This is a genomic window from Micromonospora sp. KC723, from assembly GCF_004348595.1.
Lineage (GTDB): Bacteria > Actinomycetota > Actinomycetes > Mycobacteriales > Micromonosporaceae > Micromonospora.
In genome coordinates, this window is record NZ_SMKD01000002.1 from 16003 (window position 1) to 29665 (window position 13663).

General features: G+C 71.9%; 14 protein-coding genes. 11 read left to right on the forward strand and 3 right to left on the reverse strand.

What is annotated here, in order from left to right:
* Positions 1 to 17: 17 nt before the first annotated feature.
* The 10 genes from E1165_RS00905 to E1165_RS00950 are packed head-to-tail and all read left to right on the forward strand — an operon-like array spanning position 18 to position 9253.
* Entirely contained in the window at positions 18 to 1313 is a 1296-nt protein-coding gene (locus E1165_RS00905) for a DegT/DnrJ/EryC1/StrS aminotransferase family protein (RefSeq protein ID WP_132386686.1), read from the forward strand.
* Positions 1310 to 2158: a transketolase gene (locus E1165_RS00910; RefSeq protein WP_132386688.1), complete on the forward strand. Its 849-nt coding sequence runs from the start codon at positions 1310 to 1312 to the stop codon at positions 2156 to 2158. Before E1165_RS00905 ends, E1165_RS00910 begins: the two co-directional genes overlap by 4 nt.
* Positions 2151 to 3098: a transketolase family protein gene (locus tag E1165_RS00915; RefSeq protein WP_132386690.1), complete on the forward strand. Its 948-nt coding sequence runs from the start codon at positions 2151 to 2153 to the stop codon at positions 3096 to 3098. Before E1165_RS00910 ends, E1165_RS00915 begins: the two co-directional genes overlap by 8 nt.
* Positions 3095 to 3262 carry a lysine biosynthesis protein LysW gene (locus tag E1165_RS00920; protein WP_132386692.1) on the forward strand — a complete coding sequence of 56 codons (168 nt, stop codon included), beginning with the start codon at positions 3095 to 3097 and terminating at the stop codon, positions 3260 to 3262. Before E1165_RS00915 ends, E1165_RS00920 begins: the two co-directional genes overlap by 4 nt.
* On the forward strand, positions 3259 to 4128 hold the full coding sequence (gene lysX / locus E1165_RS00925) for a lysine biosynthesis protein LysX (protein ID WP_132386694.1): 870 nt from the start codon (positions 3259 to 3261) through the stop codon (positions 4126 to 4128). Before E1165_RS00920 ends, lysX begins: the two co-directional genes overlap by 4 nt.
* Entirely contained in the window at positions 4125 to 5150 is a 1026-nt protein-coding gene (argC, locus tag E1165_RS00930) for an N-acetyl-gamma-glutamyl-phosphate reductase (RefSeq protein WP_132386696.1), read from the forward strand. Before lysX ends, argC begins: the two co-directional genes overlap by 4 nt.
* Before the next feature lie 51 nt (positions 5151 to 5201).
* Positions 5202 to 6053 carry a [LysW]-aminoadipate kinase gene (locus E1165_RS00935; RefSeq protein WP_132386698.1) on the forward strand — a complete coding sequence of 284 codons (852 nt, stop codon included), beginning with the start codon at positions 5202 to 5204 and terminating at the stop codon, positions 6051 to 6053.
* Position 6054: 1 nt separating this feature from the next.
* Positions 6055 to 7119, forward strand: a complete 1065-nt coding sequence (locus E1165_RS00940) for a M20/M25/M40 family metallo-hydrolase (RefSeq protein WP_132386700.1) — start codon at positions 6055 to 6057, stop codon at positions 7117 to 7119.
* Positions 7116 to 8024 carry a sulfate adenylyltransferase subunit CysD gene (cysD, locus tag E1165_RS00945; protein ID WP_132386702.1) on the forward strand — a complete coding sequence of 303 codons (909 nt, stop codon included), beginning with the start codon at positions 7116 to 7118 and terminating at the stop codon, positions 8022 to 8024. The genes E1165_RS00940 and cysD overlap by 4 nt, the downstream gene beginning before the upstream one ends.
* Positions 8024 to 9253, forward strand: coding sequence for a sulfate adenylyltransferase subunit 1 (locus E1165_RS00950; protein WP_132386704.1), 1230 nt, complete (start codon positions 8024 to 8026; stop codon positions 9251 to 9253). The genes cysD and E1165_RS00950 overlap by 1 nt, the downstream gene beginning before the upstream one ends.
* Positions 9254 to 9508: 255 nt before the next feature.
* Here E1165_RS00950 and E1165_RS28725 read toward each other — a convergent pair whose 3' ends face one another.
* The 3 genes from E1165_RS28725 to E1165_RS00965 form a co-directional block, all read right to left on the reverse strand.
* The gene (locus E1165_RS28725) at positions 9509 to 9982 is read right to left on the reverse strand and encodes a CGNR zinc finger domain-containing protein (protein WP_165945085.1); all 474 of its coding nucleotides are present in this window, start codon (positions 9980 to 9982) and stop codon (positions 9509 to 9511) included.
* 876 nt (positions 9983 to 10858) lie between these two features.
* Positions 10859 to 11305: a DNA glycosylase AlkZ-like family protein gene (locus E1165_RS00960; RefSeq protein WP_132386708.1), complete on the reverse strand. Its 447-nt coding sequence runs from the start codon at positions 11303 to 11305 to the stop codon at positions 10859 to 10861.
* A 98-nt stretch (positions 11306 to 11403) separates the two neighbouring features.
* Positions 11404 to 12540, reverse strand: coding sequence for an epoxide hydrolase family protein (locus E1165_RS00965; RefSeq protein WP_132386710.1), 1137 nt, complete (start codon positions 12538 to 12540; stop codon positions 11404 to 11406).
* Positions 12541 to 12602: 62 nt separating this feature from the next.
* On the opposite strand from E1165_RS00965, the gene E1165_RS00970 reads away from it, so the two are divergent.
* Positions 12603 to 13601, forward strand: coding sequence for a YafY family protein (locus E1165_RS00970; RefSeq protein ID WP_132386712.1), 999 nt, complete (start codon positions 12603 to 12605; stop codon positions 13599 to 13601).
* The last annotated feature ends 62 nt before the right edge of the window (positions 13602 to 13663 follow it).

Sequence of the window (13663 nt, forward strand, 5' to 3'; positions counted from 1 at the left end):
AAGCAAGGAGTGTGCTCGTGGACAAGCTCGCCGTCCTCGGTGGCAACCCGGCCGTACCTCGGGACCGGCGTAGCGTCAGCTGGCCAGTGATTACCGAGGAGGACCGCAAGGCCGTCCTCGGCGTGCTCGACGGGGACTCGCTGGTGTCGAACAGCGACACCCCGACCGCCGTCGACGACCTCGAGGCACGGTTCGCCGAGCATGTCGGCGCGGCCCGCTGCGTCGGCGTCTCCAACGGCACCACCGCGCTGCAGATCGCCCTCGCCGCGCTCAACATCGGCCCCGGTGACGAGGTGATCGTGCCGGCGCTGAGCTTCATCGCGAGCGCCCTGGCACCGCTGCACCAGATGGCCGTACCCGTGTTCGCCGACGTCGACCCGGTGACGTTCACCCTCGACCCGGTCGACGTCGCCCGGCGCATCACCGGCCGCACCGCGGCGCTGCTGCCGGTGCACCTGCACGGCATGCCCGCCGACATGGACCCCCTGCGTGAGCTCGCGGACCGGCACGGGCTGGCCGTCGTCGAGGACGCCGCCCAGGCGCACGGCGCCACCTACCGCGGCCGGGCCGTCGGCTCGCTCGGCGACGCCGCCGCGTTCAGCCTGCAGGTCACCAAGAACCTGCCCACGTGCGGCGAGGGCGGCCTGATCACCACCGACGACCACGCGGTTGCCGACCGGGCCCGGATGATCCGCCAGTTCGGTGAGGTGATCGAGGCCGGCAAGTCCCGCGACTACGTCTCCTACCGGCTCGGCTGGAACGCCAAGCTCAACCCGGTGCAGGCCGCGTTCGCCGCCAGCCAACTGGCGCGGTTCCCCGGCTACGAGGCGCAGCGGCAGGCCAACGTCACCGCGTTCCTGGACCGGCTGCGCGGGCTGCCCGGCATCCAGGTGCCGGCGCGGCGTGAGTACAGCAGCCACGCATGGCACATCCTGCGGTTCCGGTTCGACCCGGCGGCGCTGGGCCTGCCCGAGGTCGCCCCGGCCGCGCTGCGAGCCGTGATCCGGCGCGTGATGCGCGCGGAGGGCGTACCCCTGTCGCAGTATCAGCTGACCACGCTTGCTCAGCAGACGGTGTTCCGGGAGCGCGAGGGATTCGGACGCGGGTACCCGTGGGCCGCGCTCGACGGCGCTGCCCCGTTCGCTCCGGCGGGGCACCCGGTCGCCGAGGCGGTCATCAAGGACTCGCTGACGCTGCAGAAACGCCATCTGGACCCGACCAGCGGGCCGCTGCTGCAGTTCTACGCCGACGCGTTCGAGAAGGTATGGTCGCACCGCGACACCCTGGTCACCCTGGCGAGGGCCGCGTCATGACCGTCACCGCCCCCGACCTGACCACGCTGCACCAGCACGCGCACCGCATCCGGGAACGCATCGTCGACGTCTGCGCCGGCCCGGAGGGCGGCCACCTCGGCGGCTCGCTGTCGCTGGTCGAGGTGCTCACCGCGCTCTACTTCGACGTGATGCGCGTAGACCCGGACCGCCTCGACGACCCGGACCGCGACATCTTCCTGCTCAGCAAGGGCCATGCCGGCATCGGCCTGTACTGCACGCTGGCCGAGCGGGGCTACTTCGACCCGGCGGAGCTGGCGGGGTACGCCCGCAGCGGTGGCCGGTTCATGGCCCACCCGACCCGCTCGATCCCGGGCGTGGAGATGCCCACCGGCTCGCTCGGTCACGGACCGGCCCTGGCGATCGGGTTCGCCATGGCGGCCCGGCTGGCCGGCAGTAAGCGCACCACCTACGTCGTGCTGGGCGACGGCGAACTGCAGGAGGGCTCGGTGTGGGAGGCCGCGATGGGTGCGGCCGGACTGGGCCTGGACAACCTGGTGGCCGTCGTCGACCGCAACGGCCTGCAGCTCACCGGCGGCACCGAGTCGATCTGCCGACTGGAACCGGTCGGCGAGCGGTGGCGCAGCTTCGGTTGGTCGGTCACCGAGGTCGACGGTCAGGACCTGGAGGGGGTACGCGACGCGCTGGCGAGCGCCCCGTGGGAGCCTGGCAGGCCCAGCGTGCTGGTGGCCCGCACCACCAAGGGCGCCGGGGTGCCGTTCGTGGCAGGCACCCCGCGCAGCCACTACGTGGCCCTCAACGAGCGCCAGCACGCCAGGGCCCGGTCCGCGCTGCGCCGGGCGGCCGGAGGGGACCGCAATGGCTGACGCGTCCACCCGGCACGCCTACCGCGACCGGCTCGCCGAACTGCTGCCGCAGCACCCGCGCACCGTCTGCATCGACACCGACACCGGGCTGTTCACCGGCTCCGAGTTCGGTGACGCCGGCAGCCGGTACCTCAACATCGGCATCGCCGAGCACAACCTGATGGGCATGGCGGCCGGCATGGCCGCCAGCGGCTGGATGCCGTTCGTCAACACGATGGCTGCGTTCGCCGCGTCCCGGGCCGCCGAGAGCGTGAAGATCGACATCGCCTACAACGCCTTACCGGTGCGGATCATGGCGACCCACGGCGGCCTCTCCGCCGGCTATCTCGGCCCCACCCACCAGAGCCTGGAGGACCTGGCGGTGATGCGGGCGCTGCCGAACATGACAGTCGTCGTCCCGGCCGACACCGCCGCCACCCGGGCGCTCGTCGACACCGCCATGGACCTGCCCGGCCCGCTCTACGCCCGGCTCGGCCGAAAGGCCACTCCCGACCTGCCGGACGACGCCGGGCTGCCAGTCGTCGGCACCGTGCAGCGGCTGCGCACCGGCCCCGACGTGCTGATCGCCGCCACCGGCCCCTACCCGGTGCACTACGCGCAGCAGGCCGCCGACACGCTCGCCGGGCTCGGCGTCGGCGCCACCGTCCTGAACGTGCACACGCTGCGCCCGTTCGACGTGGCCGGCCTGCTCGACGCGGCCGCCGGCACCCGCCTGGTGGTCGCCGTCGAGGAGCACTGGCACTGCGGCGGGCTCGGCGCCGCGGTCGCCGAGACGCTGGCCGAGCACCAGCCGACGCCGGTCGCCCGGATCGGCATGCCGGACACCTTCGCCCAGCACGCCGGATCCCACGAGGACCTGCTCACCCACTACCGGATCACCGCCGACGCCGTCGTCGACGCGGTGATGTCACGCATCACCAGGGAGAGGAAAGCACCATGACCACCGCATGTCCCGAATGCGACAACGGCCTGACCGTGGGGTCCGGAACCCGGCTGAGCGAGATCCTCGAGTGCGGCGACTGCCGCAGCGAACTCGAGGTCGTCTCGGTCGAGCCGCTGATCCTGGCGATCGCGCCGGAGGCCGAGGAGGACTGGGGGGAGTGAACGGTCCCATCGCACTGCTCGCGTCGCGCCTGCGGGTGGAGGAGAAGGCCCTGCTAGCCGCCTTCTCCGCCCGCGGCGCGGACGTCGTCCACGTCGATGCCCGCCGGCTGCGGTTCCCGCTGGCCGAGCCGCCGCCCTGGCGGTTCGTCCTCAACCGGGAGATCTCCGCGACCCGGGCCCGGTACGCCGCCGCCAGCCTGGAGACCCAGGGCATCGGCACCCTCAATTCCAGCCACGCGATCGCGACCTGCGGTGACAAGTGGCTGACCTCGACCGCGCTGACCGCCGCCGGTGTGCCCACCCCAGCAGCCGCCCTAGCCCTGACCCCGGAGGCGGCCCTCGACCAGATCGCCGTGATGGGCTACCCGGTGGTGCTCAAACCGCTGAGCTCGTCATGGGGCCGGCGGGTCTCGCTGATCCGCGACGCCGACGCGGCACAGGCCGTCCTGGAGCACTGCGCCGCCCTGCCCGCACCCCAGGCCCACCTGATCTACTTGCAGGAGTTCGTCAACAAACCGGGCCGCGACATCCGGGTCGTGGTGGTCGGCGGCCGCGCGGTCGGCGCCGCCTACCGCAACGCCGACACGTGGCGCACCAACGTGGCCCGCGGTGCGACCACCACCTCGTGCGAGCTGCACGACGGACTCGCCGACCTGGCGGTGCGGGCGGCCCAGGCAGTCGGTGCCGCGATCGCCGGTGTGGACGTCGTCGAGGACGCCGACGGGCGGCTGCTGGTGCTGGAGGTCAACAGCGGCGTCGAGTTCGCCGGGCTCCAGCGGGCGCTCGGCGACGGCTGCAACGTGGCCGGGGCGATCGCCGACCTGGTGCTGCGTGACGCGCCGGTGCCGGCCCGGGTGGCCGCATGATGCGCGCGGCAGTGGTCGGCGGTTCCGGCTACATCGGCGGCGAGCTGCTGCGCCTGTTGCTCGGGCACCCGAACGTCGAGCTGGCCGCGGCCGTCTCGCGCCGGCTGGGCGGCAGACGCGTCGACGGGGTGCACCCCAACCTGCGCAAGGTCACCGACCTGACCTTCTGCGGCGAGGACGAGCTCGACTCCTACGACGTGCTGTTCCTGGCCACCGCGCACGGCTCCACCATGTCCCTGCTGCCCCGTCTCGCCGGCACCGCCACGGTCATCGTCGACCTGGCCGGCGACTTCCGCCTGACCGACGCCGGCGACTACGAGAGGCACTACGGTACGGCCCACGCCGCTCCGGAACTGCTCGGCGAGTTCGTCACCGGCATGCCGGAGATGGCCCGTGAGCGGCTGCGCACCGCCGATCGGATTTCCGTGCCCGGGTGCATGGCGACCGCCGCCATCCTGGCGCTGCGTCCCCTGGCCGCCGCGTCCCTGATCGACCCGGACGTGGTCATCGACGCCCGGACCGGCTCCAGCGGGTCCGGGGCCGCCGCCGGGGAGCACAACCTGCACGCCGAGCGCAGCGGGGCGATGCGGGTCTTCGCTCCCGCCGGGCACCGCCACGAGGCCGAGATAGCCCAGGCCTGCGGGGTACGCCCCACGATGACCGCCACCGGTGTCGAGGCGGTCCGCGGAGTCCAGGTGCTGTGCCGGGCCACCCTGCGCGACGGCGCCGACGAACGCACCGTACGCCGCGCCTACCGAACCCACTACGCCGACGAGCCGTTCGTGCGGGTCGTCGCCCAGCGGCGCGGCGCCTACCGGCTGCCCGAACCGAAGATCCTGACCGGCTCCAACTTCTGCGACGTCGGTTTCGCCGTCCGGGAGGAGAACCGCCAGATCCTCGCCGTGGCGGCGCTCGACAACCTGGTCAAGGGCGGTGCCGGCAACGCCGTGCAGGCACTCAACATCCGAATGGGCTGGCCGGAGACGCTCGGACTCGGCTTCCCCGGCCTGCACCCGGTCTGATCCATCCCACTGCACCTCATCGCACCGCAACCGTCACCGAGAGAGGGCCCGATGTCCCCCCAAGAACAGCAGAGCGAGGCACCGGTGATCGTGGTCAAGGTCGGCGGCAACGCGCAGGTCGACGCCGACGCGGTGATCGACGACATCGCCGCCCTGGTCCAGGACGGGCACCGGGTGGTCGTCGTGCACGGCGGCTCCGCCGAGATCGAACGCCTCGCCGACCAGATGGGCGTACCCCAGCGAAAGCACGTCGCCCCCGACGGTGTCGCCACCCGTCGCACCGACGCGCGCACCATGGAGGTGGTGACGCTGGCCCTGGCCGGTTCGGTCAAACCCCGGCTGATCCGCTCGCTGCTGCGGCGCGGGGTCCGTGCCGTCGGCCTGACCGGCCTCGACGGTCACCTGCTGCGGGCCCGCCGCAAGCGGGCCCAGCGCGCCGTCGTCGACGGCCGTACCGTGCTGGTGCGTGACAACCTCGCCGGCACCGTCGAGACCGTCGAACGGGACCTGCTGCAGGACCTGCTCAACCGCGGCATGGTTCCGGTGGTGTCGCCGCCCGCGCTCACCAGCGACGGCGAGGTGGTCAACGTCGACGCCGACCGGGTCGCCGCCGCCGTGGCGATGGCGCTGAACGCCGACGAACTGGTCCTGCTGACCGGCGCCGCCGGTGTGCAGGCCGATCCCGGCGACCCCGGGTCCACCCTGGCGCGGGTCGAGGTCGACGCGGACGGCGCGCCGCCGCGCTGGGCGCGCGGCGGGATGGCGCTCAAGCTGGTCGCCGCCCGCGAGGCCCTGATCGGCGGGGTACGCCGGGTGGTCGTTGCCGACGGGCGCGGCGGCAAACCGGTCCGGGAGGCCCTGGACGGCAGCGGGACCGTCGTGAGCCTGCGGGAGCGAGGCTGACATGGACGATCGGAGCGCCGTCGACCTGCTGCACCGGATGCTGACCGTCGCCTCACCCTCGGGTGACGAGCACGATCTGGCCGACTTCCTCGCCGGCGAGATGCCCCGATACGGCCTGCGGTCACGCATCGACGAGGTCGGCAACGTGATCGGCGAGACCGGCACCGGCGATGGGCCCACGGTGGCCCTGATCGGTCACCTGGACACCGTTGACGACCCACTGCCGGTACGCCGCACCGGAACCCGCCTCTACGGCCGCGGCGCCGTCGACGCCAAGGGCCCGCTGGCCACCATGATCGCAGCGGCGGCCGTGGCCGGACCCACCTTCCCCGGCACCCTGCTGGTGGCGGGCGTGGTGGAGGAGGAGACCCCCGGCTCGCGCGGCGCCGTCCATGTGCGCCGCACCTGGGAGCGCCCGGACGCCGTCGTCATCGGCGAGCCCAGCGGCTGGTCGAACGTGGTTCTCGGCTACAAGGGCAAGCTGGACATCGGCTACCGGGTGCACCGCGCCGCCACCCACCCCAGCAACCCCGCCGAGAAGGCCGTCGAGGCGGCCGCCGCGTTCTGGACCGCGGCCACGGCCGCCGCCGGGCCGCAGCTCAGCCACTCCTCCTTCGGCCTGCCCGGCGTCACCCTGTGCGAACTGACCGGCGACACCGTCGACGCACGGCTGGAGATGAGCTACCGCACGCCGCCCGGATTCGACGGCGAGGCCCTGATCACCCGGCTGCACGAGCTGGCCGGTGACGGCGTCGTCGAGGTCCGCAACGAGGTCCGGGCCGTGCGCTCGTCACGCCGCGACCCGGTGGTCCGGGCGCTGTGCGCCGCCATCCGCCGGGCCGGGGCCACGCCACAGCCCAAACTCAAAACCGCCACCTCCGACATGAACACCCTCGCCGAGGTCTGGGACGTGCCGATCGCCACCTACGGCCCCGGTGACAGCGCCCTCGACCACTCCGAGCACGAGCACATCGTGATCGCCGAGTTCACGAAGGCGACCACCGTACTCAGAACCGCCTTGGCCGAGCTGGTGCCGGCCGCCGCGCCGGGAGGGGAACGACAGTGACCAGCTTGCTCAGGCTGCGCCACCTGGAGACGCTGGAAGCCGAGGCCATCCAGATCATCCGGGAGGTGGTCGCCGGTACGCAGAACCCGGCGCTGCTCTTCTCCGGCGGCAAGGACTCGATCCTGCTGCTGCACCTGGCCGCGCTGTCGTTCCGGCCGGCGCCCGTACCTTTCCCCGTCGTGCACATCGACACCGGGCACAACTTCCCGGAGGTGCTGGGGTTCCGCGACCGCTACGTCGAACAGCTCGGCGTGGAACTGGTGGTCGGCTCGGTCCCGGACGCCCTGGCTGCCGGGACCGTCCGGGAGTCCCCCGGCGCCACCTCCCGCAACGCCATCCAGACCCCGGTGCTGCTGGACACGATTGCCAAGTACCGCTTCGACGCGCTCTTCGGCGGCGCCCGCCGCGACGAGGAGAAGGCCCGCGCCAAGGAACGCATCCTGTCGGTGCGTGACGAGTTCGGCCAGTGGGACCCGAAGAACCAGCGGCCCGAGCTGTGGGACCTCTACAACACCCGGATCCCGGCCGACGGGCACCTGCGGGTCTTCCCCCTGTCGAACTGGACCGAGCTCGACGTCTGGCAGTACATCGCCGATCGGGAGCTGCCGCTGCCGCCGCTCTACTACGCCCACGAGAGGCCGGTCTTCGAACGCGACGGCATGCTCTTCGCCGACACCGGGTTCCTGCCGCGCCGGCCCGGCGAGCAGGTCGTCTCCCGTACCGTGCGGTTCCGCACGGTCGGCGACATGACCTGCACCGGCGCGGTCCTCTCTGACGCCACCGGCAGCGCCGCGGTGCTGCGCGAGCTGATCGCCAGCCGGCTCACCGAACGTGGCGCGACCCGCGCCGACGATCGGGTCAACGAGACAGCCATGGAGGACCGCAAGCGAGAGGGCTACTTCTGATGGAGATGTTGCGCCTGGCCACCGCCGGCTCGGTCGACGACGGCAAGAGCACGCTTATCGGCCGGCTGCTGCACGACAGCCGCGCCGTCCTGCGGGACCAGCTGGAGGCGGTCGCCCGGGCCAGCCGGCGCGGCGGCACCGGCGACCTGGACCTGGCGCTGCTGACCGACGGGCTGCGGGCCGAACGGGAACAGGGCATCACGATCGACGTGGCGTACCGGTACTTCGCGACCGCCCGCCGCAAGTTCATTATCGCCGACACCCCGGGGCACGTGCAGTACACGCCGAACATGGTCACCGGCGCCTCCACCGCACAGCTGGCCGTAGTGCTGGTCGACGCCCGGCACGGCATGACCGAACAGAGCCGACGGCACGCCCTGATCTGCTCGCTGCTCGGCGTGCCGCACCTGGTCGTCGCCGTGAACAAGATGGACCTGGTCGGCTACGACGAGCAGACGTTCCGCCGCATCGACGAGGAGTTCACCGACTTCTCGGCGCGGCTGCGCACGCCCGACATCACCGCGCTGCCGATCTCCGCGCTGACCGGACACAACGTGGTCACCCGCAGCGGAGCGATGCCCTGGTACGACGGCCCGACCCTGCTCAGCCACCTGGAACAGGTGCACGTGGCCGCCGACGGCAACCTGGTCGACCCGCGGTTTCCCGTGCAGTGCGTGATCCGGCAGCCCAGCTACCGCGGCTATGCCGGGCGCATCGCCAGCGGGGTGCTGCGCACCGGCGACGAGGTGGTCGTCCTGCCCAGCGGCAGGACCAGCCAAATCGCCGGCATCGACACCCCGGCCGGGCCGGCGGACGAGGCGTTCGCGCCGATGTCGGTGACGGTACGGCTCACCGACGACATCGACGTCTCCCGCGGCGACGTGCTGGCCCGGCCGCAGAACCAGCCGCACGTCACCCAGGACCTCGACACGATGATGTGCTGGATGGCCCGCTCACCGCTGCGCGAGGGTGACCGGGTGCTCGTCAAACACCTGACCCGGACCGTGCCGGCGGTGGTCGGGCGCATCGAGTACCGCATCGACGTCAACATGCTGCGCCGCCATGAGGCGGAACGGCTGACCAGCAACGAGATCGGCCGGGTCCGGCTGCGCACCCCCGAGCCGCTGGTGGTCGACGACTACCACCGCAACCGGCAGACCGGCCGGCTCATCGCCATCGACCCGGTGGACGGCAGCACGCTGGCCGGCGCCACGATCCGGCTCTCCTGACCGCTGCTCGGGCTCGCCATGTCTAGAGCACCACACGCCGCCGCGTACCTGCTCAAGCACCCTTCGTCAGGATGACGACGGCTCCGTGTGGGAGGCGGACACGAACTCCCGGTACTCCGCGGCCCAGTGGCGTCTGCGCCGCCTCCTGTGGCGTCACGGTGGTCACTCGACCATGCGCCGACACGGGCGCGCGCAGCCGGAAGCAGCGTGCGAGGCGGATGGCGCGGGCAGCCAGTACGTTGGCCCGCGTCGCCCTCATCTAGCAGCGCGTCGCTTTCGTTTCCGAAAGGATGCCACTCGGCTTCTGTTCTGGCAGGTGAGCGAGCAGAACCGGCGGTGACCGGCGGGTGAGGCGTCGACGTAGACGTCGGCGCAGTGCCGGTCATGACAGACCCCGAGCCGCTCCGGCTTGGCGGCCAAGTGGTCACGCAGGGCGAGGGCGGCCGAGGCGAGTAGGACGTCCGGCTCCCGGGGCACGTACCAGGACGCCGTCAGCGCGTCCGCGGCAACGGTCAGTTCGGGCCGTACTCCAGTCTCGGCGAGCATCGCCGTCACTGCCGTCGCGCGGCCAACCGCGTCGTCATCCGCGAAAACCGCATACAAGCGGTCGGCGATGTCGATCGCCACCTGCCGCTCTTCCGGGTCGGCCTCCGGTTGTTCCCGGTGGCCCACTTCTCTGGGCCGGCTCCCCCAGTCGTTGACCAGCGTGACGAGCGCCGCGATCTCCATGGGGTGGACACGGGTTGACACCTCGCGTTGACGCGTTGACGCGTCCCGTCGCGTTGCACCGTCTCGCCGGAGCGTGGGGGATGAACGTGCCGAGCTGGTAGCGACCGCGCGGCAGCCGGACCGTGACGGTGCCGCTGGAGTCGTACAGCGTCTCGGTGCCGGACCCGTCCAGCGCTTGAGCGAAGCTGGTGTAGTCCGTCGCGGGCCGACCGATTCGGTCCAGGTAGCGGATCGTGAGCTCGTACGTCTCGGCGTCCGGCATCGCGGCCACCGGAGCCGGCTCGTCCAACCGGACCTTCGAGAGCCGGCCCGCGGCGAGGTCCCGCCAGAGCGCGGCACGCCCCTCCGGACGTACCCGCCGCGCATCGCCCTCCACGACCAGCGGCGGGTTGTCGCCCGCGCGAAGCAGGCGGGTGACGTCGCACAGCCGGGGGTCCAGCCGGCCGCTGCCCAGCAGCGCCGCCGCGTCCGTCGGCACCACATGCAGGGTCCCGCGCTCCCACCGGGTCAGGAAACTCGCCTTCTCGCGCCCCGGCGCCCGGTCGACCTCAAGGCGCCGGCTGTCACCGTGGAATATGATCCGGTCGCCGGTCAGGAGCGTCACGGCCTGTTCGCGCGCCAGCCGTGGGGCGGCGATCTTCGCGGTGGCTTCCGCTGCGTGCGGTCCAGGCAATCGTGGTACCCAGCAGCGTGGCGGCCACCACGGCAGCCGCCACCCATCGTTGTGTCAACATGCTTATCTTTGCCCGGCGGCTCACAAAGTGTTCGCTCAGGCCGAAGGATGGAAGCCCACCGGGTCAGCCAGCGCACCGGCTACCGATGTCGCCACGGGCACACCAGCACCCAACACCCCGGCAACCGGCCTCGCAAGATCCTCTACTTGAGGAAGTATCGCATCATCGCCAGGGTGGCCATCCATCCCGACATCGCCGAAACACCCGCAGCCCGCACGAACTGGTCACGTCTGAACGCGTCCATCACGCGGTCCCGGCCCCCGGGCCGGTGCGGCCCACGATGTGTTCGGTCAGCTCGGCGTCGCGCAGTGCGTCCGCGATGGCCGCCACCACCAGGTCGATCTGCTCCGCGGTGAGCAAACGGCTCGCCGTTCTGCGTGAATGGCGCGGCCGGCACCGCTGACAGCGCGCCGGCCAACACCGGCAGGTCCACGGCGGCGAGCAGGTGGACGTGCCGCTGCTCGCGCGTCTTGACCAGCGTGTTGTCCGTCCACAGCGCGTCCCGCACGGTGGTACGCGTGGTGCCGTCGACCCGCAGCCCGACCGACAGCTCGGCGGCCGAGGCCACCTGCGCGTGCGCCCCGCGCATCGCGGACACCACCCGGGCGAGGTGGCCGGCGGGCACCGGCACTCGAAGCGCGTGCCGCTCCGGGCGCCAGGCGCACGTCTGGCGTCAGGTCGAAGACGTCATCGCACCTTCTCGAAGAAGGCACGGATGTCGGCCGCGTGTGCCTGCGGATGCTCCATGGCCACGAAGTGGTTACCGGGGTTCTGCTCCGGCCAGTGGACGATGGTGTTGTCTCGCTCGGCCAGGCGTCGCATCAGGGCGGAGCCGCCTCCGTACACGCCGGACGGCACCCGCTTCTGACCCTTGGGCCAGGCGAACACGCCGTCGGCGTGCGCGGTCACGCGCTCGTACATCGGCCACGAGGACGTCCCGGACGTGCCGGTGAACCAGTACAGGCTCACGTTGGTGAGCATGTGGTCCCGGGCGATGACCTGGTCCGGCGTTTCAGCCATGAAGGCGAACTCCTTGAACTTCTGCGTCATCCAGGCCAGCAGCCCGACAGGCGAGTCGTCCCAGGCGTACGCGAAGGTCTGCGGCGAGGCCCGCAGCAGCGCGTGATGGTCCACGCCGGCGCTCATCCACTGCTGCATCACCTCCCACTCGGCCCGCTCGGCCTCGTTCATGTCGGGCACGTCGGCCGCGGTCGGGAAGCCGAACCCGCCGTCGATGTGCACGCCCACGACGTGCTCGGGATCCACCGCGGCCACCTCCGGCGCGACGTACGCGCCCAGGTCGCCGCCCTGGGTGCCGTACCGCTCGTAGCCCAGCCCGCGCATCAGCTCGGCCCACATCCGGGCCACCCGGTTGATGGTGAACCCGGTGTGCGTCGGTGCCTGAGAGAATGCGAAACCCGGCACCGAGGGAACCACCACGTGGAAGGCCTGCGCCGGATCACCGCCGTACGCCCGTGGGTCGGTCAGCGGGCCGATCAGCTCGATGAACTCCACGAAGGAGTTCGGCCAACCGTGCGTGATGATCAGCGGCAGCGCGTCCGGCTCCGGCGAGCGGACGTGCAGGAAGTGCACCTGCAGCCCGTCGATCTCGGTGAGGAACTGCGAGAACTCGTTCAGCCGGGCCTCGGCCGCCCGCCAGTCGTACCCCGTGGCCCAGTGGTCGGCCAGCTCCCGCAGGTAGTCCAGCCGCACCCCGCGGCTCCAGCCGTCGCCGGGCAACTGCCGGGTCCACCGGGTACGGGCGATGCGCTCGTGCAGGTCGTCAAGGTCAGCTTGCGGGATGTCGATCCGGAAGGGTCTCATGCCGACCACGCTAGGACCCATGTAGGTCAGACTCTGGCACACATGGCTGGCATTCTTGGACCATGTCCTCCGATACAGCCGGCCGGCTACTGACCCTGCTGTCGCTGCTGCAGACTCCGCGCGAATGGCCGGGCAGCGAGTTGGCGAGCCGCCTGGGTGTGAGCCTGCGTACCGTCCGCCGCGACGTGGAGCGGCTGCGCGACCTGGGCTATCCGGTGCAGGCCACGATGGGCGCGGTCGGCGGGTACCGCCTGGTCGCCGGGAAGGCCATGCCGCCGCTGCTGCTCGACGACGACGAGGCGGTGGCGATCGCGGTGGGCTTGCGCACAGCGGCGGGGCACGCGGTCGCCGGCATCGAGGAGGCGTCGGTACGCGCCCTGGCGAAGCTGGAACAGGTGCTGCCGTACCGGCTGCGGCACCGGGTCGGTGCACTGGGCGCCGCCACCGAGCCGATGCTGACCTGGGACCGGCCCACTGTCGACCCGGAGCGGCTCACCACCCTGGCGGCGGCCATCACGAACCGTGAGCGGGTGCGGTTCAGGTACCGCCGGTACGACGGCACAGACGGCGAGCGGCGGGTGGAACCGCATCGGCTGGTGTCCGCCGGGCGGCGCTGGTACCTGGTGGCGTACGACAACGACCGGGACGACTGGCGCATGTTCCGGGTCGACCGGATCGGTGAGCCGCGCAGCATCGGAGTGCGCACCGCGCGGCGGGAGCTTCCGGCGCCGGACGCGGCGGCGTACGTCACCGCGAAGCTGCTGGAACGGACGCCGGTCTACCGGACGGTAGCCACCCTGTACGCGCCGGTCGAGAAGGTGGCTGGGCGGGTCGGCGATTCCCCCGGCGACCTTGTGCCTATCGACGCGGGCAGCTGCCGGCTCAGCAGCCACACCGACACGCTGGAATGGACGGCCTGGCGGCTGCTGACCCTGGGGTGCGAGTTCGAGGTGCACGAGCCGCCAGAGCTGCTCACATACCTGCGGGACCTGGCCGCCCGGGCAGCCACGGCCAGCGCCGGACCGGCTCCTACATCCGCTGGCGCAATCCCGCCTCCATAGGTGGTGCCGCGCCCCGGCCGGCAAGGACGTGCCAGGGCGACAGCTCGGGACGCCGACCACCC